Origin of the sequence: Mesorhizobium sp. WSM4308, assembly GCF_002294905.1 — a bacterium.
In the GTDB taxonomy this organism is placed as follows: Bacteria; Pseudomonadota; Alphaproteobacteria; order Rhizobiales; family Rhizobiaceae; genus Mesorhizobium.
On record NZ_NSFW01000025.1, the window covers coordinates 54,740 to 75,253 of the forward strand.

The window sequence follows — 20,514 nt, forward strand, 5'->3', positions numbered from 1 at the left end:
GATCTTGGGCGATCACAGTGCCCTGTTGGAACAACAACACGAAAACACGATGCCGAGTCGCTCCACTTACGTCGTCGATGGTATGTTGGCGCTTCGCAGCGCCCGCGCCGCTGCGGCGCGGGGCGGAGCGATCGGTCGCGAGATCGTAACTCTGCCTCTGCTTGCGGCGCGGCTGGTTGGTGGTTTTGCCACACCTGCCGGCACCGATGTTCTCTATCCGGCAATCAAGGCCGCGCTGGCATCCGAAAGCTTTGGCGATATCGGAATGGTGGCGGCGTTGCCGGGGATGCCGCGTGCGGTCCTGCACGCGCTCGATTGCGCCTGGCGGGCGGATCTCGATCTGTCGTCATTGGCAGGCGAGGTGCCGAGGTTTGACGATCTTCATCGCGTCGAGACCTACGTTCGCGATCACATCCCACCCGCGCATATGCTGCCGCGCGATCTTCGTGATGCAGCCGCCAAGCGGATCGATCGTGCGCGTAGCCTGCTGGGTCCGGTCACGCTTTCGGGAGTGGTGGACGTCGATCCGCTTTGGCTGTCTCTTCTCAATGACCTCGCTCGCGTCACCGACATTACTTGGGAACTGCCGGCGCCTGCCGAGCACGCATGGTTTAGAGGGTCGATCCAAAGAAGGGCTGCGACTACTCCGGTCCGTAAATCCGCCGAGGCGAGCGCGGACCCGAAGTCGGAGGTTATCGAGGCGCTGCGCTGGACCCGGCAGTTGCTGGCGACCGGAAAGGTGCAAGCGCGAGACATCGCGATCGCCGCGACTTCGACACAGGACTGGGACGATCACTTTCTGGCCTATGCGAGAAGTGCCGGATTGCCGTTGCATTTCTCTCATGGGGTGCCCGCTTTGAGCACGCCGGAGGGCCAGGCCTGTGCCGCCCTGGCCGACATTCTCGCAAACGGGCTCAACCAGGAACGGGTCTGGCGCTTGGTCCGGCGCCTCCCCGCGCACCCGTTCGCCAGCCGGCTGCCGCCGGACTGGTTCGCCGCAATCCCGCGAAGCGCCGGCTTGCGCAGCCTCGACCAGTGGCGAGAAGTTCTGGCCGCGGCGAGGCCGCGGCGAGACGACGGCGAATTGGCCGAGCAAATCCTGCTTCCCGTTCTCGAACTCCTCGCGCGCGGCGCCGACATAGCGGCAGAGGCCGGAGCGCGGTTGCTAAGCGGCGCCAGCCTGGCGATGTGGGAGGAGGCTCTGCGAAGCGCCCCGGCACAAGCCATCGCGCTCTCCTTGCAAGCGCTGCGCGTCGCCGACCAGCGTGATCCGGCCAATAGCGTCGTCTGGTGTCCCGCATGGCAACTGGCCGCATGTCCGCGCCCGTATACGCGGCTGCTCGGCCTCACCAGCCGATCCTGGCCGCGTTCGGAAAACGACGACCCGCTGCTGCCTCACCATTTGCTCGACCGCCGCAGGCTTCATCCCGTGGGGGTCGCCGAGCGCGACCGGCGCCATTTCGAGGTCATCCAGGCGCACACCCATGAACAACTCGTCTTGTCCCGCTCGCTGCGCAACCCCAACGGCGGCGTTCTGTCACCCAGCTCGCTCTGGCCTTCGGCAGAGATCGTGTACAAGCGCGATCGCATTCCGGAACATGCTTTCAGCGAAGCGGACCGGCTTTTGGCGAGACCCCGCGATGCCGGCCAACTCGCCCATGTTCGCCAAAGCCAGCTTTGCTGGCGCAACTGGCAACGGCCTTCGATATTGACGCCGCATGATGGCCTTTCAGGAGCCAATCATCCGGCGATTGAGAGAGCCTTGACGCGGGTTCAGTCGACGACATCGCTCCAGAGGCTGTTGCGAGATCCGCTCGGGTTCGTCTGGCGTTACGCTCTGGGCTGGCGCTCTGTCCGGTTCCTATCCGACCCGCTGCAACTCGGTGCGGCCTCGTTTGGCGAACTGGTTCATGAGCTGATCAGCGGCGCAATCATAGCGCTCGAGCCGACGCCGGGATTTGCGCGCGCCAGCGCCGATGAGATCGAAGCCGCGATCGCCGATGCGTCGACGGCGATCCTGCACGCATGGCCACTACAGCGTTCCGTTCCGCCACCCATCCTGTGGCGGCATACGGTGAGCGAGGCCGCGCGTCGCACTGCCAGAGGCCTCAACGCCGATGATCAGGTCAGATCCGATACGCGCAGTTGGACGGAGGTGCCGTTCGGGCAAGGCGGCGGCGCCGGGGAAGGCGCGCCGTGGGACACGACGATCACGGTCCCGATCGAGCAGACTGGCCTGGTGTTCGGCGGCCGCATGGATCGGCTCGATATTCGCGCCACCGGCGACGGCGCTCGGATCACCGACTACAAGAGCGCGAAGCCGCCTCCGAGACATCAACGCATTGCGTTGGGCCAGGGGCGAGAGCTGCAGCGCGTTCTTTATGCGATCGCGGCCCGTGCGCTGCTGCCTGAAGTCAGGACCGTAGTGGCGCGCCTGGTCTATCTCGCCGACGATCCGGCAATCTTCGAGCTCAAGGGCGACGAGCTCGATGCGGTGGTCGGCGAGGCGGCGGGTTTTCTGTCGGCGGCCATGACCATCCTGCGCAGCGGCCGGATCGCGCCGCGTTGGGAGCAGGACGCCGATTACGACGATATGCGCCTCGCGCTTCCTGCCGATCGCGAGACTTATCTGCGCCGCAAGGCTTCAGAGTTCCGGGCAGCCAACCAGCCGCTCAACAAGCTCTGGAGTGCCTCGACATGACGCTCGCCGATCAGGACGCCCGGCGCCAGGCCATGACCGATTTTTCCTCGATCCTGTTGGTCGAAGCGGCCGCGGGAACGGGCAAGACCTCGCTGATGGCCGGTCGTGTGGCGATGATGCTGGCGGCCGGCCGCCACCCTGGCGAGATCGCCGCCATCACCTTTACCGAGCTCGCCGCGAGCCAGCTCGCGCGCCGGATCAGGGAAACGGTCGATAAGCTGCTGGCAGGCGATGTTCCCGCGTTCATCGAGGCGGTTCTTCCGCAGGGCCTTTCGGAGCAGCAGCGCGAGGCGCTTGTCGTCGCTTTTCCCCGGCTCGACGAGCTCACGGCGACGACAATTCACGGATTTTGCCAGTCGGTCATCCGCAGCCATGGCGTCCAGGCCGGGCTCGACCCCGGCGCCCGTGTGGTCGATGCCACCGTCGCCGGCAATCTATTCATGGCGGAGCTGTCGGCGTGGTTTTCGCATCGGCTCGCGGCCGATGCCGCGGAAGGCGACCCGATTGTCGTGTTGGCTGAGGAGATTCCGCTTCAGGTGGTGGATCTCATCCGTGAACTCGCGAACCTTCGGCGCAAGCATCCCGACGCCCAACCGATCCGTCCGTCCGCCGGCGCGCGGCCCGACATTGATTTCGTCCAGGCGGTCGACGATTTCGACCGGTGGCAGACGAGCGCCGAACCCGACAAATGGCTTTCCGACATCGCGCACGAATTGCGCGGGCTTGCGCAGCGATATCATGACTGCCTCGCAAGCAAAGAGAGTTTCCGAGCCCTGTGGCGCCTCTGCGATCCGGGAACCGGCCTCCTCTTCGAGCGCAAAGGCCTGCAGCTAAAAACCTACGATGAGGCTGCGCGGGGCTTCGGCGCTCACCGCAATGATGTCGGTTCAAATGATGGCCGGGAGCTTTATGAAACCGTCGTCACCGCCTGGAGCGAGCTCGTCGGTCATATCGCCAGCACGTTGGTGTGCTCGCTGTCGACCTCCCTCGACCAGTTGCTGGAAAGCTATCAGGCGCGCAAGCGCGCTGCCGCCGTCCTGGATTTTGACGATCTGTTGATTCACGTCCGCTCGCTGGTCCGCGACCATGACGAGGTGCGCCAGGCCATCGGCCAGCGCTATCGCTACATCCTGGTCGATGAGTTCCAGGACACCGACGGCATCCAGAGCGAGATCCTGTTCTGGATCGCCGCGACCCAAGCGCGGCCAGGACAATGGGAGAAGTCGGAGCTACGGTCCGGGGCGCTCTTCCTCGTCGGCGATCCGAAACAGGCGATCTATCGCTTTCGCGGCGCCGACATAGAAGCCTACGAACTCTGCCGCCAGCTGATCGACGGCCAGGATCATGGTGCGGTGCTTGAGATCACCGCTAATTTCCGATCGCTGAAACCGATCATCGAGCATGTCAACGCCTGCTTCGAGCCGGTCTTTGCCAAGCCCTCGCAGCCCCGATATGTCGCGCTCGCACCGACCCTCTTCGAAGCGTCGCACCCGCTTCCCTGCGTCGCCCGCTTCACCGTCGAGGTGGCTACCGAGGGTCGCATCTACGCGGAAATGTTTCGCGAGACCGAAGCCGAGCGCGTTGCCGACATTTGCGCTGCCTTGATCGGCAATGTGTCGATAAAACGTGCGGACAAGACATCCACTCCGCTGCAGGCCGGCGACATCGCGCTGCTCTCTCCGGGACACACGGAACTGTGGCGTTACGAACGCGCGCTTGAGCAGCGCGGCCTCGCGGTATCCTCGCAAGCCGGCCAGACTCTGATGCGGCGGCAGGAAACGCAGGACATTCTGGCGTTGCTACGGGTCCTGGCGGATTCCTCCGACACGCTGGCCTTTGGCGCGCTGATGCGAGGGCCGCTGGTGGGCCTGAGCGAACAGGAACTGCTGGACATCACCTCAGCCCTTGTCGAGCAAGCCGACGGCCAACGCTTTTTCACTGTGCGGACGGATCCCGAGCTCGTGCAGCATGCTGTCGCCAGAGATATTCTCCTCGAGTTGCAGCGGCTTCGTCGGCGCGCCTCAATCGTGACCCCAAGCCTGATTTTGGCGGAGGCCATCGAACGCCTGAATGTTCGCGTGATCATGGCAGCGCGACATCGCAACAGGAATGCCCGCGCGCTCGTCAACCTCGACGCATTGATCGAGAGGGCGCGCGGCTACTCGATCGCTGGCCTGCGCGCTTTCATTCGCGATCTGCAGGAAGATTGGGAGCGCAAGGCCCGGGCGCAGGAAGGACGCATCGATGCTGCCAAGGATGCCGTCGAGATCGTCACCATTCATAGCGCTAAGGGATTGGAGTGGCCAATTGTCATTCCGGTCAATTCGACGACCGAACTCTACCGGCCGGATCAGTTCGTGCATCGGCAGTCCGACAACACGTTGCACTGGATGCTGGGGGGCGTCGCGCCGCCGGAGCTGGCTGCAGCGCGCGCCGCGGAAAGCCTGGAGGATGCCAATCAACGTGAGCGTATCTGGTACGTGGCATGCACGCGGGCACGGGATCTCCTGATCCTTCCCCACATTCCCCAGGCGTCCAAAGATTCCTGGTTCAGCTCGATAGACCTGCGTCAGCGGGACATTCCTGAGCTGGACCTTACGTCCTTTGCGCGGCGCGAAATGCCGGCACCGGCGTCTCTGACCAACGAGCAGTCTTCTGATATTTTTGCCGCCGAGCAACGGTGCGTCGAGGAAAGCGCGCCGCCGATAGTGTGGCGCCGGCCCAGCGAACATGATGCCGATCGACTCGGCGACCCTCTCGAGGGCGTCGTAACTTCGGAGAGCCACATTGAGCATTTCGAGGTGGCCGGTGCCGGCGCCCGCCGCGGCGTCATCCTTCACAAGCTGATGGAAGAGCTTCTTACCGGTGAGCTCGCGGGAGAACTCGGTGCAAGCGTTGACCGCGCTCGCGAACTGCTCAATCAATTGGTGACCGACGTAAATGACGATGAACCTCAGCCCGATCCTTATGAGATGGGAGCAGCGGCGCTCCGCGGGCTCGCTTTGCCGCAGATTGCCGAACTGCGGCCCCACCTTGTGCCCGAAATCGCAATCTGGGGGCGCGACCAAGCGAGCCTTATTGCCGGGCGGGCCGACGCTTTGGCGATCATCGAAGACCGTGTCGACGCTGCCATCGATTGGAAATCCGACGTCCATCCCGCACCTGCTGTGCGCGAAGCACATATGCGGCAACTGCGTGACTACCTGTCTGCGACCGGTGCCGTGCGTGGCGCAATCGTCTATCTGACAAGCGGCGAGATCACCTGGGTTGTCCCGCCATGACGGGATCATCTATTCGTCGAGGAAGCCGTTGGCGCCATGTTCTTCGATATCTGCAAATCCTGGGATGATGTTTCCGGCGAGGAGCTTCTCCTTCGACAGCAACCCGGCGTCCTCAAGCGCCTCGAAATCCGGCAGTTGGCGCAGCGTGTCGAGCCCGAACTGCGAGAGAAAATTTTTCGTCGTCACATAGGTATAGGGCGCCCCCGGCTGCGGGCTGCGCGGCCCCGAGGCGATCAGCTCCTGCGCGCGCAGCACGCCGATCAGGTCGCGCGACACCTCCTTGCCGAAAAAGCTCGACAGTTCTGCGCGCGTGATCGGCTGGAAATAGGCAATACACATCAGCACGAGCGCTTCGGATTGCGACAATTCTTTCGACCCCTCGCCCGCTGCCGTGCCGAAGGCGGCGCGGACGGCGTCGCCAAAGATTTTCTTGGTCCGGTGCTGCCAGCCGCCGGCGACCGCGACCAGCTCATAGGGGCGGCCGGCGAGTTCGGCGCGGATGTCGTCGATGATCAGCTCGATATTGCAGTTTTTTCCCACCACCCGCGCGAGGACACTACGTGTCACAGGTTCATTTGCCGCAAAGATCACCGCTTCGACGCGGCCCATCCACTCGCGCCAGCGCAGTTCTGGCGGCAGGTGGTCCAGTTCCGTGTCGAGCAGCAAAGGCTGTTCGTTCGACTTGCGGCGGGCAGACGCTTCGCTCATTGCTAGAGCCCAAACAGCCGAAAGCTGGGACGGCCGGAAAGCTCGCGCACGGCATCCAATTGTTGCAGCCGGTCGAACAAGCGCCGCGCCGCAAAGCGGGACAGGTTTTTGGTCGTCAGCGATCCGGAGACGGCGTCGTCGTCGAGCAGTCCTTGGATCACATCGCCCGCCCCCTTTGCCCTCAGCTTCGGTGCGACGGCGATGAGCCGCTCCGCACGACGCGACACATCGGCGGCCAATCGGCAGGCGTCGGCCGCGGCCGCAACGAGCGCGACGCAAACCGCCCGCTCAAACCCTTTTTCCCCCGGCCGAATGCGCTTGCCGCCGGCCTCGCGGCGAAAAGCCGGTCCGAAGGCCTGAGCCATCAGCAGCGGCAGCGGCCGCGGCCAGCGCAAGCTTTTTGCCAGCACCAGGTCGGCCAGCCACCAGGCAAAAAGCTCGGCATCGTGGCGCATGGCGACGGTGCGGGCGGCGAGCGCCGCGGCGGCGAACGGCGCCGGCCGCTGCGATGCCGCCAGTTTTTCGATCTCCGCGGAAAGCGCGGCGAGCGCCGCGTCGTCCCAATGCACTCCGAGCTGGTCGACGATCTTTTCGAGCCGGTCGGGGGCGGCGACCGACGGCTGCATGGCCAACTGCCGCCAGGCGCCAAGAACCGCGCCGGCGGGGCCGGTGTCGGCGCCGGCCGGGCGCAGGTACCAGGCATCGCGCAGCGCGGCCTCGTCTTCTGAGCGGCCGGCGAGCCGCATGCTGGCCGCGGCACAGCGAAGCGCCATCCGCTGCCGCCAGGCTCCGGCCCAGCTGGGCTGCGCGCGGGCGAGGCCGTCGAGCGAAGCCAGGGCGGCGCCGGCGTTGAAGGTGGCGTCAGCGTCGCTCGGCGCGCCGGCGTTTGCGAGCGCCCAGGCCGGGACGGCGGGCGGCGCAGAGGCAATGGCGGTCGCGGGATCGAGGCGAATCATGATTTGGAGGGTAAAGTGGCTGTGCGCTTTGCGCCATCAGTTTTGCACCAAAACGCACAGGCTGTCGGCAACAGATAACGAACGATAATCTTGCATTATCGTTCGTTGTGGCGTCTAGTGTAGAAATGGCCATTTTCGTCGAGCAGAAGCCCGAAAAACACGTCGACCCGACCTCCGGACCGTCCCACAGCACGGCCGCTATCATCGATCATTCGCCAGCAGAGGCGGTCGTCGACGATCTCCCCGATATCATCGATGTCGTGCTCGCCATGGGACAGCCGTCGAACGATTTTTCGGGGGAGAACACGGCAGCGGCCGCGCCGCCAATTGTCGGCCTTCCGGCTCATCTGGAAGGGCTCGCCGAGCGCGCTCGCGATTACGTCGAGGCGGCGAGCTTGGCCAACACCCGGCGCGCCTACGCCGCCGACTGGAAGCATTTTTGCGCCTGGGCGCGCCGCCAGCATCTCGATGTGTTGCCACCGGATCCGCAGGTCGTCGGCCTTTACATCACGGCCTGCGCGTCCGGAAAGGTAACAGGCGACAAAAAGCCGAACGCCGTCTCGACAATCGAGCGACGTCTCTCTTCGCTGACCTGGAATTTTTCTCAGCGTGGCCAGCCGCTGGACCGCAAAGACCGGCATATCGCCACGGTGCTCGCCGGCATCCGCAACAGCCACGCCTCCCCTCCCCGGCAGAAAGAGGCCATCCTGCCCGAGGATCTGATTGCGATGCTCGAGACGCTCGATCGCGGTACGCTGCGCGGCCTACGCGACCGCGCCATGCTGCTTTTGGGCTTCGCCGGCGGCTTGCGCCGCTCCGAAATCGTCGGTCTCGACGTCGGGCGCGATCAGACCGAGGATTCTTCGGGCTGGATCGAGATCCTGGAAAAGGGGTTGCTGGTGACGCTGCGGGGCAAAACCGGCTGGCGCGAGGTCGAGATCGGACGCGGCTCGTCCGACGCCACCTGCCCGGTAGTTGCCCTGCAGACCTGGCTGAAGCTGGCGCGGATCGCCCATGGTCCCCTCTTCCGCCGCGTCACCGGCCAAGGCAAGACGGTCGGCGCCGAGCGGCTCAACGACCAGGAGGTGGCACGGCTGGTCAAGCGCGCCGCTCTCGCCGCCGGCGTCCGCGGCGACCTGCCGGAAGGAGAGCGTGCAACAAAATTCTCGGGCCATTCGTTGCGCGCCGGTCTTGCCTCATCGGCCGAGGTCGACGAACGCTATGTGCAAAAACAACTCGGACACGCCTCGGCGGAAATGACTCGCAAATACCAGCGCCGACGTGACCGGTTCCGCGTCAATCTCACCAAGGCGTCAGGCCTGTAGGGCGGAAAGACCCCTCCCCTGCCGTTTGGATGCCGAGAATGCGTTATCGCCAGGATAGCTGGTCCTTCGGCAACCGACCACTCGGGTCGAATACAGTTAGCTTGTGCGGCAGATCCGGACCCCAGTCCCAAAGGACCAGGTTGCGATCCTCCATCTCGGCGCTCGGGGCGAAACTTGGGACCACGATGCCGGCGATATTTCGAGGCCGCAGCCGGTCATAAATGGACCAGGACGCCGGGCGCTCTCCGTCGCTAAGCGCCGTCGCCCAGGCGCAGGCCATGTCCTCGAGCGCGACAGAAAACTCTCCCCTCCCCTCTTGCGTTGTCAGATCCGCGATGTCGTCACAATCAATCTCATAGGAGCAAAGCACGCACGGATCGATCCGCTGCGCGAAGCCCTGGTTGGCTTCCTTGATCGCTGTCATGATGGTCAGTGCCAGATAGAGTGCCGGCACGCCTTTGGGATTGAATCGGGCGCCTCGGATCGCCGCTCCTTCGCCGGAAGTCGGCTTGAATGCCCAACGTGGATCGTGTGCGCGGTAGCAGGTTCTGACGAACCTCACGCAAACCCGCCAACGGCCATGTGATCGAGATAATCACGGACCGCTGCTGCCTTGCCGTCCTTCACCAGCGCTTCAGCGGTGCGTCCGCCAAAAGCTGGGAGCGGCTGAGCCCGATACCAGGCCATCGCCTGCTCCTTGCCGCCCGCCCAATCCGTCACGCGGCTGATAATCTCAAGCATTTCCCGTAGACGCCCCTGGGTCTTTACCGTGGCGCTGCGCTCTGAGCGATAAAGGGTCTCGCGCGCTAGACCGGCAGTCTGGGCCAACTGGCCTTTGGACATGCCAAAACCGTCCGCGACCTGCTCGATCGCAATCTTCCCGTTCCGGTCCATATAAGACAAGATGAGAGGTCCATTCTGCTCGGGGATCTTGAGTGCATGAGCCACAGATTTCATCCCACCATATTGAGAGTCATATTTCCTGTGCAAATGATATGGCAATTCTCGACAGCTTTCAAGCTCAGGGACTGAACCAAGCTGCTGCCACCGCCCTAGCACGCACGCGGATCAAGCCGACCGTGCGCGCGATCATGTCAAGGCAGCAAGTTCGGCGAACACCCGCCGCGCCTATACCACCGACTGGAAGCTTTTTTGCGCCTGCTGCCGGCGTCAGTCGTTTGATCCGCTGCCACCAGACCCACAAATCGTCGGCCTCTACATCAAGGCCCAGGCCTCGGGATCGGCAAAGGACGCAAGTCGGTGTCGACCATCTAGCGCCGCCTGTCGTCGCTGACCTGGAACTATACGCAACGCGGTCAACCGCTCGATCGGAAGGACCGACGGCCCGGTCGTCGCCCCGCAGACCTGGCTCAAGCTGGCCCGCATCGCGCATGGCCCCCTCTTCCGCCGCGTCACCGGTCAGGGCAAAGCGGTGGGAGCCGAACGGCTTGACGATCAGGGGGTGGCGCGCTGGTCAAACGCTCGGCCTTGGCCGCCGGCGTGCGCGGGGATCTTCCCGAGGGCGAGCGCGGCCAAAAGTTTTCTGGCATTCGCTGCGCGCGGGCCTCGCGTGCTCAGCCGAGTCGACGAGCGCTATGTGCAAAGCAACTCGGCCATGCCTCAGCCGAAATGACCCGCCGCTATCAACGCCGCAGAGACAGGTTCCGCGTCAACCTCACCAAGGCGAGTGGGCTGTAGGAGATAGGGAAAAGCCCCTCCCCTTTTGAATCGAAAGACGAGTTGATTTCCGTCAAAGGTCCCACCAACCTTACCAAGGCGTCGGGGTTGTAGAAGAAGCCCTCCCCTCCCCCGCAACGACCCGGAGGGAGGCGATCAGGTCGGCTTGGACGATGACAACGCCTCATCAAGCACAACGATCGCGGCGTCCAGACTGTCGGCGGCTGACGCTTCGTAGTCGGGCATGATCATCAACTGCGCGATTGCACGACTAACGAATTCCCGATTCAGCTTTTCCAACCGTTCCCTGGTGCTCGCGACCTGTTGCGGAAACGCACGCAAGGCATCCACGACTGCGCCGAGTTGCGACCGGGCTGCGGCTGCGATGTCGAAGATGTCACGGGGCCTGGCTTCGGAGCCGCGATAGTAGACCTTCTTGGCAATGATTTCGGGAATGGTCTCGAGCCGAACCGTCTTCCCTTCGATATCATATGTCTTGAAGGGCGCCTTTGTCAGTGCTCCGGCTACGATGAAGTCGATTTCGCCGATGCCTTCGAAGGCGAACTTTTGAAATCGAAGCCCGTCACCCTGATAGTCCGATGGCATCAGCTCAAAGCGTAGGCGGCTTCTGGACGGGTCGATGAAGCCGAGCAGTTGCGGGTCATTGAGGAAAACATCGATGTCATGGCTTTCACGATGACCAATCTGGATCATCATAGCCGTCCCACCACCAAACGACCATTCGAAGTCGTAACCGCCCGCATTCTCCCGAAGCTGGTCAATCAGATCGGCAGCGATGCCAAAAAGCCACCGCCAGTCGGAAGGGCGCCGGCTAACGTGTGGGGACATCACGCAGCGAGCGGATAGCTCTCGCCGGACCAGGCAGAGAACGCAGCGGCAAAGGCCTTCAGATCAGGAACCGGGATGTCGTGCACGACAGCGAACTCGATCTGCAGTGCGGGGGGGACCTCGCCGAGAAAGGCGCTGACATGGCCAGGATGCTGTTTGGCCAAATCGATATCCGCCAGGCAATGAGCCAGCGCCGCGTCGTCCAACTGCACGCTGTAGGGCGCGTTCACGGTCGTCAGGATTGATGCCAAATGCTTGCTCATAATGGCCGTAAGATAATCGTTTCGGGTCGGAGACACAAGGTTACCTCCATCGCCGTAGAGTGGTCGATAGCCTCGCTATCGATAAGAGATCCTTTATCGATAGCAATTGATCTCGCCATCCAAATCGCGGATCTCGTCCCTTCAACTGCGGCTCCGGGGCAACTATACATCCGCAAGGCCAGAGGTAGTCCCGAAGGGGCCACGTCAGGGCCTCTTCCTTGATCGCAGGGCGTTAGTTTCACGTGAGTCGAATCCGGCGGCGCAAGTTGACTGCAGTCAACTGCGGACGGGCGATTTCTCTGTTAACCTCTCGTTAATATTAAATTTGTTGCCGGAACGAAAGAATCAGAGCTACATGCGGTTGGTGGGCCGTATCGGCTTTCAAAACGCATGTGCGGAAGATTTCGATGAATGTGATAATCCGGGAAGAGATTGCAGAGGTCGATCTGCTAATCACCCAACAGGCCAATGACCTCTCTGCAATGCTTCACGAACATCGGCTCGAAATGTTCCCGCCGAATGCACAAAAGACATTGCGACCGTTCCAGTTGGCGGAGGCTGCGCAATATCTCAATGTAACGAGCGGTTATCTCAAGAATTTGTCTCTCGAAGGCAAGGGGCCACAGCCGATGGTAACACCGTCCGGCCGCCGTTCCTACACGGCCCTGCAGCTACTGGAGATGCGACAGTATTTGGATCGAAACAGCCGGGCGGCAGCGAAATATGTTCCGCACCGTCGAAGCGCGGAACACCTGCAGATAATTGCGGTCGTCAATTTCAAGGGCGGCTCCGCAAAAACGACGACGGCAGCCCACCTGGCACAGCATTTGGCACTGACCGGGCACCGAGTTCTGGCCATCGACCTTGATCCGCAGGCCTCGCTTTCCGCCCTGCACGGCTTCCAGCCGGAGATCGACCACAACGAATCCCTCTACGAAGCCCTGCGCTATGACGACGAGAGAAAGCCGCTGTCGGCGCTAGTGCAGAAGACCAATTTCCCGAATCTCGATATCGTGCCCGCGAATCTCGAGCTGCAGGAATTCGAATACGATACTCCCTTGGCCCTCGCTCAAAAGGACGGCTCCATGGGCCGCATCTTTTTCGGACGTCTCGACGAGGCCTTGGGGGATGTTGCAGACCACTACGATGTAGTCATCATCGATTGCCCGCCTCAGCTCGGTTATTTGACACTGACGGCGCTCTCTTCATCTACCGGCATCCTGATCACCGTGCATCCACAGATGCTCGATGTGATGTCGATGTGCCAGTTCTTGCTGATGATGGGCGAGGTCATGGGCACGCTGAAGAGGGCGGGAGCCAACATGCGGCTCGACTGGCTTCGTTACCTTGTTACCCGCTACGAGCCTACTGACGGCCCGCAGAGCCAGATGGTCGCCTTCATGCGATCGCTGTTCAAGCAGCATGTGCTTGTCAACGAGATGCTGAAAAGTACCGCGATCTCGGATGCAGGGATAACGAAGCAGACGCTCTACGAGGTCGAACGCTCCCAGTTCACCCGGTCAACGTATGACCGCGCGATAGAATCGGTGCATCGCGTCAACTCCGAGATAACGGAGTTAATCCACAAGGCATGGGGGCGCTGATGTCCAGGAAGAACCTGCTGACCTCATTCACGGATCGAAAGTTGACCGCAGTCAACTCAGATCCGGCGAGTGATCTCTCGCCAGCAATGGAGCGAAACCGCAGCCGCGGTGCTTTCGGAGCCATTACGAGGTCGATCGACGAGCTAGCCGAGAAGGCGCAGGCGGCAAAAGACATTGAATCTCGACTCCTAGAAGGCGCTACGGTCATTGAACTCGATCCTGACATGATCGACATCTCGTTTGTCTCAGATCGCATAGGTGATGATAAGGAGGCCTTTGACGATCTGGTGGAAGCCATCCGGCAGAGGGGGCAGGATAGTCCAATCCTAGTGCGTCCGCATCCCGGCTTAGCCGGCCGTTACATGACAGTATTTGGCCACCGGCGGGCACGGGCTGCTAAGGCGCTCGGGAGACCGGTGAAGGCGGTCGTCAAGGAACTGGACGATAGGGACCATGTAATCGCCCAAGGGCAGGAAAACAGCGCCCGGGCCGATCTCTCGTTCATTGAGAAGGCCGTCTTTGCTGGCAACCTGGAGCGCAACGGCTACGACCGCGAAGTCATCATGGCAGCGTTGTCTGTCGACAAGACCGTGGTCTCGAAGATGATTTCTGTCACCAAGGACATCCCGGCGGAAATCATCAACGTTATCGGAGCCGCCAAAAACAGCGGCCGAGACCGTTGGTACGATCTCGCCAAGAAAGTCAGGGAGGGGGGCGTTACCGTCAAGGAACTGATGGCATCCCCCGATTTCAAAGCAGCTCCAAGCGATGACCGATTGGAAATGCTGGCCCGACATCTGGCGGGGAAACCCTCAGGCAAGCTTCCGGCACCCGATCGGAGAGGGCCGATCAAATCCTGGGCGCCGACGGATAGATCAGTCAGCGTCACACTAAAGAAGTCCGCGAAAAAGGCCGTCGTCACCCTTGAGGCTCCGGATGGGCCGCGTTTCGCTGAGTTCATCACCGGACAACTGGACGATCTCTATGTGGCCTTCCGGATGTCCACCAAGGAAGCAACGGGAGACTGAAACCGCAAAAGAAAAAGGCCCCCGAACGTCACCGTCGCGGAAGCCCTTCTCATCCTTTAGCAAGCTGAGAATCACATTTTCGCGAATCACTGTCAAGCGTTTTAAGCGTCGGTTCGGCGAGCAGATTTCTTTTGCCTAACTGAAGGCGAAGGAAGAAATGGAGACGGGTATTGCAACGACGCCCTTTGGGCGGCGGCCGATGTCGCTTGCCATGCTGGCAGCGCAAAACGATTCACGTGAAATCCCCAAAGGCAGGGTTGTCGACAAATGGCAGATCTACCGCAACCTCTGCGAGGGCAAGAGCATCGTCGGCATCGGCGATCGTGCGCTGGCCGTACTGAATGCTTTGCTATCATTCTATCCTGACAGCGAATTGAGTGAGGAAAACGACCTGATCGTCTTTCCCTCGAACGCACAGCTGTCGCTCAGGGCGCACGGAATGCCCGAGCCCACAGTCAGGCGGCACCTGGCGGCTCTTGTTGACTGCGGGCTGATCATCCGTCGGGATAGCCCGAACGGCAAGCGCTACGCCCGCAAGGGCCGGGGAGGGGAGATAGAGGAAGCATTTGGCTTCTCCCTGGCGCCCCTGCTGGCCCGTGCTTACGAGTTCGAGGCGGCGGCCGAGCGTATTCGCGCCGACAACAGGGCGCTCAGGCTTATGCGCGAGCGGATCACCTTGCATCGCCGTGACATCCACAAGCTGATAGAGGCGGCCCTTGACGAGGATGTCCCGGGAGACTGGGGAGGCCTGTGGAAGCGTTTCCGCGGCGTTGTGGAGGCAATTCCGCGCCGAGCTTGTATTGCCGAGCTCGAGCCCATCGTTGCCGATCTGGCCGCCTTGCGTGATGATGTGGATAAGCTGCTGGAAAACCATATGAAATCCACGAATCCGATCGGCAATGACTCTCAAAACGAGCGGCAGCAATCTGATTCAAATACCGACTCTATTTTTGAATTTGAACCTGCTTTAGAGAAAAGCGGGGCAACGGCCGAGCCCAGGACGAGGACCGCAGAGGCGCCTAAAACATACCCGCTGGGGATGGTGCTGAAGGCCTGCCCCGAAATTGGGGATTATGCCGTCGACGGCATCGGCAATTGGCGCGATCTCATGATAACCGCCGCTCAGGTGCGGGGATATCTGGGCGTTTCGCCGTCAGCGTATGAGGAGGCTTGCCATGTGATGGGCCAGGAGGTCGCGGCGATCGTGATTGCCTGCATCCTACAAAGGGCGCAGCACATCAGCTCGGCCGGCGGCTATCTGCGGGTACTGACCGAAAAAGCGACGGCAGGGCAGTTCTCAGTCGGGCCGATGCTGATGGCGGCGCTGAAGGCGAACGGGGCGACGGCGAGGATGACGGGATGACGGTCGCCAATCCCGCAGCTTATCGCTTTGCGCTTAGTTCAAGCGCGAGAGAGCGGTCTTGTCGATCGTTAGCGCCACGGCAGGCCAAGCTCGCCGCCACGCGGGAGTGGCCGTCGGTGATGAGCGCCGCGATTCTGCTCGAGGCTTGGCAAAACATCGAAGTGCTGCAGCACGCCGCCTGGCTAGGGCCGCTACTGGTGGCCGCGCTCCTGCGGTAGGAAGGCGCTTGCCGCGCACCATCTCTCCAGCCTGCATCTCGGCGCCAAAAACATTCCGAGGGAGCGGCGGCAGGCGCGCAATCGGAGCGATCGCCTGCTGGCCTCTCTCGATGCCATTCACGATGCAGCAGTGGCCTGAAGGAGCATGACTGTCTCGTGCTGGCGAAAAGCCAGATGGAGCGGCAGCTCAAACAACGGCGCTCCAACTCGAAATTGGCCGACCTGGTCGAACTGGTGGTCTCGCGGCCACTTGTCTCGACAAGCCTGATCCAGGACGGGCTGAAGGTGACAGAACAGCGAGCGCTCAACCTGGTCGGCGAGCTCGACCTGCGCCAGATGACGGGCAGGGGAAATTTTCGGGCATGGGGAATTGTTTAGTCCGCAGCCATTCGCTACTAACTTTACGAAATTATCGAACTTGACGAACTTGCGATCTGCAACCATATTGGTGCCAGCAGGAGGTTGTCATCATGGTCGCTCCAAAACGCAGCAATCATAGCGGGAACGCATCGCAGGCGGGAGTCGCCACCCTGAGCTTCACGACAAAGCTTCCGGCACAGGCAGACTTCAAGAAGGTATTGCTCGAACGCTATCAGGAAGCGATCGCACGCAGCCGTAAGATCGGCCACCGCGTATCGTTTCGGGTAGAGGTCGATCCGGCGGCTGATGCGCAGACGATCACGCCGGTCGAAGAGCAACCGATGGCTTCAGACGATACCTTTCCCGTCGAGGACGCGGGCATGCCCGATGCCGAACTCGAGGCGGCTCTTGCCGGAGCGCGCGCGCGCGGCCGCAAGCGTGTCGCCGAAATTGTCGCAGGCAAGGAGATGCTGAGCGCGGATGCCTTTGCCAAGCTGCTTGGCACGTCGCGCGTGACGGTCAACGCCAGGCGGCAAAGCGGACAGGTACTCGGGATCGATGGGGCCAAACGTGGTTTCCGCTTTCCTGTCTGGCAACTCGACAAGGACGGTCGTCCCTTAGGCGCATTGCCGGCGCTGCATGCCATGTTGGGCAATAGTGCCTGGGCCGTCTATCGGTTTCTGGTGTCGCGCCATGGTGCCCTCGATGGGCGGACCGGCCTTCAAGCCCTTCAAAAAGGCGATGACGCCTCGGTTTTGGCCGCGGCGGAAGGCATGGCCAGGGGCGATTTCGATTGAATGCCCGGCGTTCCACCTCCACCCGATTTCGCGCGCGCAAAGCTCGAAATCGAGACCATACCGCGGGGTCGGACGTTCGGTCGGATCTACTGGAGCACCTATCCTGATCCATTGGGGTACGGGAAGTCGCCGAGCCGGTTCAGCGATCCTCGACGCCGTCTTGACGCCAACCGGTTTGGCGTTCTTTACCTCGGTGACTCCCTGAAGGTGTGCTTCCTGGAGACCGTGCTTCCGCGACCGCCGCGAAGGAATCCTTGACGATCTTCCAATAGAGGAGGTGGAGCTGACCCGACGGCGCTACGCGGAGATCGCGACCACGACAGACCTACGCCTGGTCGATCTCAGAGGCGACAATGCCGTTCGGATGGGTGTGCCGACCGATGTCGTTCGGGCACAGCGCCAGAACCTGGCACGCCGGTGGTCTCTGGCGTTTCACGAGCACCCATCTGAGCCCGACGGGATCATTTATCCCTCACGCCTCAATGAGGCGACCAATCTTGCCATTTACGATCGCGCGGTACCGAAGCTTCAGGCGAAGCGTGTTACGGCCCTTCTCGGCGCGCGAGGGCTGGCTCAGGTTCTGGAGGATTTCAGAGTGGGGTTGGTGTAAAGATCCAGCTCGGATCCGTATCGCTTGGCGAAGAGGGCTGTAGCGCCAGAAGCGTCCACTAAGCCGGTGCAACGGAACGACCGGGGTGAGCCTGAGCCGAACGACCACTATCGAGATGCATTTGGCTGAAGTAGCCGTTCCGCTGGCGCCCCTTTGCGGCATTGCGCAGGGGGTCTGCTAACCCGAAGCTTTTGCGGCACCCGTTGCCTCGACGATTGTCGACCACCTCCGCCGACGTTGCGACTCCGGCTCCGATGGTCCCAGCTTTCCTGAGTTCCCACCCACATAGTCCAATATCTAATATCTGGCTCCCTTCTTTAAGTGCCGGGAACCGCAAAAGGTGTTGCCCACCCCAAGCGGGATGGATCTGGAGGTTCTTCTGGATTTCGTGATTGTATCCAATGGTATACCGCTTACCACTTTGCGATTTCTTCGATATGGAAAAGAATAATTGGAATCGGGAACGGGGGGTGCTGGCATGGCGAGATCGACGGTCGTCGCAAAGATTGAGCAGAAGGCTGGTCAGAAGCCGGATAGCAAGACCGTCTTGGCCGGGAGCCACTCGAAAGAGCTTTTCTTCGCCGTTGTCGGTCCAGTAGGGGCAGGCGCGTCGCAGGCGATCAAGGCACTGCAACGCGTTTGCAAGTCCGGCGGCTATGAAGTTGAGCTGATCAAGGCAAGTGACTTGATCCGAACCTGGGCACATGAGAACGGCCTCGCCTTCCCTGATGTCGGGCCCAAGACCTTGGAAGTGGTCACCGAGTTGCAGAACCTCGGTGACTCCATGCGCGAGCACGACATGGCAGAAGTCGCCAAGGCGGCGATGCGCGAAATTGCACAGCGACGTGCTGACCGCACCGGTCAGACGTACGTCAAGGGCGAGAAGGTCATTCCCGACAGCGTCAAGCGCGTCTACCTTATCGATTCGATAAGGCACCCGGCCGAAATTCACCTGTTGCGCAGAACGTACGGCAACGCCTTCGGGCTGATCGGCGTCGTTTGCGAGGAGGGCGTGCGTCGCGCACGAATCCTCGAGAAATACTTCCGCGGGCCGGAGAAGGGGCTGCCCGAAACACAGAACGCAGTCGATCGTTTCATGGATCGCGACTCGGACGACTCCAACCGCAAGCATGGCCAGCATGTGACCGAGGCGTTCTACGAGGCGGATTTCTTTATCGACAATACCCGTGATGACCCGAACGGCACCAAGAACCTGCTCGACACCGATTTGAGCAGGTTCGTTAGCATCATCTCGCATGATCGTGTGGAGCGGCCCACCATCGAGGAGACCGCGATGCACCATGCCCACTCCGCGCGCGTGCGTAGCGCCTGTCTATCCCGGCAGGTGGGAGCGGCATTGGTCGACGCCGATGGAACCGTGGTCGCGACCGGAACGAACGAAGTGCCGGCGGCGGGAGGCGGCGTCTATGGCGAACGCTTCGCGACGTCGAGCAGAGGCAATGACGATCATCGTTGTGCTTTCCGCGCCGAGGCGTATTGCAGCAGCAATCGTGAGCAAAACGATATCATCGACAACTTGATCGAGGTCCTTCCAGAGCTGAAGCAGGTTGCGGACAAGATCGAACTGGCTGCGCGCATCCGGAAGACTCGGCTGGGGGGCCTTATCGAGTTCAGTCGTGCGGTTCATGCCGAAATGGATGCGTTGCTGTCGGCCGGACGCGAAGGTGTTTCGACCGTCGGTACCCGCCTCTTCGTCACAACATATCCGTGCCACTATTGCGCCAGGCACATCGTCAGTGCCGGCGTGTACGAAGTTCAGTTCATCGAGCCGTACCCCAAGAGCCTGGCCAGAAAGCTGCATAGCGATTCCATCGAGGTGACCCCGTCCGAGTGGATACCGCCGGTCGCAAAGAGCATCGCTGCCGCGCGAGCACAGATGCGTACCGCTTCGGACGTCGATAAGGACGACGTTAAGCTCAACGAGCCTAAGGTGCTTTTCAGACCGTTCGTAGGGGTCGCACCGCGGATGTACGTCCGTGCATTCGAGAAGACGTGGCAACTTAAGAATAAGACAAGCGGAGAATTTGAGATGCGGGCACCAGAATGGGGTAGCGAATGGGCCACCTTAACGGTAGGCTATCCCGAACTCGAAGCAGCCTTGGCGAAATAGCGTGGCGAAACCGCAACTCACACTCGTCGAGAATACCGGAAGCTGGCATGGCCGCGTCGATGGTCGCGTTGTCGCGCAGACGCATGAGGTCACCACCCGTCATACTGTCCAGAGCTTACCACGTGCCGATCAGCTTGATCTGTTCGACGCGCCTGCCCTTCCCGATTTGCGCGTTTTCGTCGTTGCCATGGATACCGTGCACGGCCGGACGCTTCAGAAGGCCGTGCTGTCTAACAAGCCTAGGTCGGTGATTGATCTGCGATACGCGGCCCGTTTTGACCAATACGGATCCGACAGGGACACGTTATTCGCCTATTTCAAGTCGGTCGGCTCTTACTACGCCTTGGACTCGATGCCTTGGCACGACCTTTCGGTCCGCGACTTCATGACGGAGGGTGGCGTTCAGGTTCCCCGAGTTCATCATGAGTTGGTTGAGCTCGATAGAGGGGCAGTGATGTTCTTCGTTCCGAAGCCACAGCACGCCAGCATGCTCATTGCATATCTGAACCGGATGCTCTCGGCCAAAGCCAAGAGCAGCTGGCGGATCGAGCAGATCGCATGATTTTAGAGGGAATGTCCGCCTCGAATGGTGCCGCCGGCTCCCGAGTTCGTGTCGCGCCGCCTCTTCTTGCCTCATATCGGG

General features: G+C 61.6%; 19 protein-coding genes and 1 pseudogene. 14 read left to right on the forward strand and 6 right to left on the reverse strand.

Features of this window, described 5'->3' with window-relative positions:
* Nucleotides 1–4 precede the first annotated feature (4 nt).
* A complete protein-coding gene (locus CK227_RS33075) occupies nt 5–2,701 on the forward strand; it encodes a PD-(D/E)XK nuclease family protein (RefSeq protein WP_142886634.1) in 2,697 nt (898 codons plus the stop codon).
* Complete coding sequence (locus CK227_RS33080; protein ID WP_095775701.1) at nt 2,698–5,982, forward strand: UvrD-helicase domain-containing protein; 3,285 nt, start codon at nt 2,698–2,700, stop codon at nt 5,980–5,982. Before CK227_RS33075 ends, CK227_RS33080 begins: the two co-directional genes overlap by 4 nt.
* A 9-nt stretch (nt 5,983–5,991) precedes the next feature.
* Here the strand turns inward: CK227_RS33080 and CK227_RS33085 are convergent, their stop codons facing one another.
* Together CK227_RS33085 and CK227_RS33090 are read right to left on the reverse strand one after the other, a co-directional pair.
* On the reverse strand, nt 5,992–6,690 hold the full coding sequence (locus CK227_RS33085; protein WP_095775700.1) for an SMC-Scp complex subunit ScpB: 699 nt from the start codon (nt 6,688–6,690) through the stop codon (nt 5,992–5,994).
* A gap of 2 nt (nt 6,691–6,692) precedes the next feature.
* Nucleotides 6,693–7,646, reverse strand: coding sequence for a DUF1403 family protein (locus tag CK227_RS33090; RefSeq protein WP_095775699.1), 954 nt, complete (start codon nt 7,644–7,646; stop codon nt 6,693–6,695).
* A gap of 125 nt (nt 7,647–7,771) precedes the next feature.
* Between CK227_RS33090 and CK227_RS33095 the strand changes: the two genes are divergently transcribed.
* A complete protein-coding gene (locus CK227_RS33095) occupies nt 7,772–8,971 on the forward strand; it encodes a site-specific integrase (RefSeq protein WP_095775698.1) in 1,200 nt (399 codons plus the stop codon).
* A gap of 43 nt (nt 8,972–9,014) precedes the next feature.
* On the opposite strand, the gene CK227_RS33100 is transcribed toward CK227_RS33095, so the two are convergent.
* Together CK227_RS33100 and CK227_RS33105 are read right to left on the reverse strand one after the other, a co-directional pair.
* Entirely contained in the window at nt 9,015–9,533 is a 519-nt protein-coding gene (locus CK227_RS33100; protein WP_095775697.1) for an RES family NAD+ phosphorylase, read from the reverse strand.
* Nucleotides 9,530–9,865: an MbcA/ParS/Xre antitoxin family protein gene (locus tag CK227_RS33105; RefSeq protein WP_179296568.1), complete on the reverse strand. Its 336-nt coding sequence runs from the start codon at nt 9,863–9,865 to the stop codon at nt 9,530–9,532. The genes CK227_RS33100 and CK227_RS33105 overlap by 4 nt, the downstream gene beginning before the upstream one ends.
* A gap of 178 nt (nt 9,866–10,043) precedes the next feature.
* On the opposite strand from CK227_RS33105, the pseudogene CK227_RS37600 reads away from it, so the two are divergent.
* Nucleotides 10,044–10,669, forward strand: a pseudogene (locus CK227_RS37600) (hypothetical protein); the annotation flags it as partial.
* Nucleotides 10,670–10,804: 135 nt separating this feature from the next.
* Here the strand turns inward: CK227_RS37600 and CK227_RS33115 are convergent.
* Together CK227_RS33115 and CK227_RS33120 are read right to left on the reverse strand one after the other, a co-directional pair.
* Nucleotides 10,805–11,497, reverse strand: a complete 693-nt coding sequence (locus CK227_RS33115) for a nucleotidyl transferase AbiEii/AbiGii toxin family protein (RefSeq protein WP_095775696.1) — start codon at nt 11,495–11,497, stop codon at nt 10,805–10,807.
* On the reverse strand, nt 11,497–11,748 hold the full coding sequence (locus CK227_RS33120; RefSeq protein ID WP_245318354.1) for a hypothetical protein: 252 nt from the start codon (nt 11,746–11,748) through the stop codon (nt 11,497–11,499). The genes CK227_RS33115 and CK227_RS33120 overlap by 1 nt, the downstream gene beginning before the upstream one ends.
* A 419-nt stretch (nt 11,749–12,167) precedes the next feature.
* Here CK227_RS33120 and repA point away from each other — a divergent pair, with 419 nt between their 5' ends.
* From repA to CK227_RS33160, 10 genes are all read left to right on the forward strand, one after another.
* On the forward strand, nt 12,168–13,364 hold the full coding sequence (gene repA, locus CK227_RS33125; RefSeq protein ID WP_095775694.1) for a plasmid partitioning protein RepA: 1,197 nt from the start codon (nt 12,168–12,170) through the stop codon (nt 13,362–13,364).
* Complete coding sequence (gene repB, locus CK227_RS33130; RefSeq protein WP_179296563.1) at nt 13,364–14,392, forward strand: plasmid partitioning protein RepB; 1,029 nt, start codon at nt 13,364–13,366, stop codon at nt 14,390–14,392. The genes repA and repB overlap by 1 nt, the downstream gene beginning before the upstream one ends.
* 157 nt (nt 14,393–14,549) lie before the next feature.
* Entirely contained in the window at nt 14,550–15,755 is a 1,206-nt protein-coding gene (gene repC, locus CK227_RS33135; protein WP_095775693.1) for a plasmid replication protein RepC, read from the forward strand.
* Nucleotides 15,752–15,973 carry a DUF1612 domain-containing protein gene (locus CK227_RS37905; RefSeq protein ID WP_280951256.1) on the forward strand — a complete coding sequence of 74 codons (222 nt, stop codon included), beginning with the start codon at nt 15,752–15,754 and terminating at the stop codon, nt 15,971–15,973. The genes repC and CK227_RS37905 overlap by 4 nt, the downstream gene beginning before the upstream one ends.
* A 52-nt stretch (nt 15,974–16,025) precedes the next feature.
* On the forward strand, nt 16,026–16,112 hold the full coding sequence (locus CK227_RS37910) for a hypothetical protein (RefSeq protein ID WP_280515982.1): 87 nt from the start codon (nt 16,026–16,028) through the stop codon (nt 16,110–16,112).
* A 35-nt stretch (nt 16,113–16,147) separates the two neighbouring features.
* Nucleotides 16,148–16,351, forward strand: coding sequence for a helix-turn-helix domain-containing protein (locus CK227_RS37610; RefSeq protein ID WP_245318353.1), 204 nt, complete (start codon nt 16,148–16,150; stop codon nt 16,349–16,351).
* A gap of 92 nt (nt 16,352–16,443) precedes the next feature.
* The gene (locus CK227_RS33145; RefSeq protein ID WP_095775692.1) at nt 16,444–17,130 is read left to right on the forward strand and encodes an XRE family transcriptional regulator; all 687 of its coding nucleotides are present in this window, start codon (nt 16,444–16,446) and stop codon (nt 17,128–17,130) included.
* 277 nt (nt 17,131–17,407) lie between these two features.
* A complete protein-coding gene (locus CK227_RS37920) occupies nt 17,408–17,740 on the forward strand; it encodes an RES domain-containing protein (protein WP_280951255.1) in 333 nt (110 codons plus the stop codon).
* A gap of 478 nt (nt 17,741–18,218) precedes the next feature.
* The gene (locus CK227_RS33155) at nt 18,219–19,871 is read left to right on the forward strand and encodes an anti-phage dCTP deaminase (protein ID WP_095775691.1); all 1,653 of its coding nucleotides are present in this window, start codon (nt 18,219–18,221) and stop codon (nt 19,869–19,871) included.
* 1 nt (nt 19,872) lies between these two features.
* Nucleotides 19,873–20,433, forward strand: a complete 561-nt coding sequence (locus CK227_RS33160; protein WP_095775690.1) for a hypothetical protein — start codon at nt 19,873–19,875, stop codon at nt 20,431–20,433.
* Nucleotides 20,434–20,514: the final 81 nt, after the last annotated feature.

What these genes read in the sequence shown, in the direction of transcription:
- CK227_RS33080 (WP_095775701.1), top strand. Translation starts at nt 2,698, where the DNA reads ATGACGCTCGCCGATCAGGACGCCCGGCGCCAGGCCATGACCGATTTT.
- CK227_RS33085 (WP_095775700.1), bottom strand. Translation starts at nt 6,690, where the DNA reads ATGAGCGAAGCGTCTGCCCGCCGCAAGTCGAACGAACAGCCTTTGCTG.
- CK227_RS33090 (WP_095775699.1), bottom strand. Translation starts at nt 7,646, where the DNA reads ATGATTCGCCTCGATCCCGCGACCGCCATTGCCTCTGCGCCGCCCGCC.
- CK227_RS33095 (WP_095775698.1), top strand. Translation starts at nt 7,772, where the DNA reads ATGGCCATTTTCGTCGAGCAGAAGCCCGAAAAACACGTCGACCCGACC.
- CK227_RS33105 (WP_179296568.1), bottom strand. Translation starts at nt 9,865, where the DNA reads ATGGACCGGAACGGGAAGATTGCGATCGAGCAGGTCGCGGACGGTTTT.
- CK227_RS33115 (WP_095775696.1), bottom strand. Translation starts at nt 11,497, where the DNA reads ATGTCCCCACACGTTAGCCGGCGCCCTTCCGACTGGCGGTGGCTTTTT.
- repA (WP_095775694.1), top strand. Translation starts at nt 12,168, where the DNA reads ATGAATGTGATAATCCGGGAAGAGATTGCAGAGGTCGATCTGCTAATC.
- repB (WP_179296563.1), top strand. Translation starts at nt 13,364, where the DNA reads ATGTCCAGGAAGAACCTGCTGACCTCATTCACGGATCGAAAGTTGACC.
- repC (WP_095775693.1), top strand. Translation starts at nt 14,550, where the DNA reads ATGGAGACGGGTATTGCAACGACGCCCTTTGGGCGGCGGCCGATGTCG.
- CK227_RS37905 (WP_280951256.1), top strand. Translation starts at nt 15,752, where the DNA reads ATGACGGTCGCCAATCCCGCAGCTTATCGCTTTGCGCTTAGTTCAAGC.
- CK227_RS37610 (WP_245318353.1), top strand. Translation starts at nt 16,148, where the DNA reads ATGGAGCGGCAGCTCAAACAACGGCGCTCCAACTCGAAATTGGCCGAC.
- CK227_RS33145 (WP_095775692.1), top strand. Translation starts at nt 16,444, where the DNA reads ATGGTCGCTCCAAAACGCAGCAATCATAGCGGGAACGCATCGCAGGCG.
- CK227_RS33155 (WP_095775691.1), top strand. Translation starts at nt 18,219, where the DNA reads ATGGCGAGATCGACGGTCGTCGCAAAGATTGAGCAGAAGGCTGGTCAG.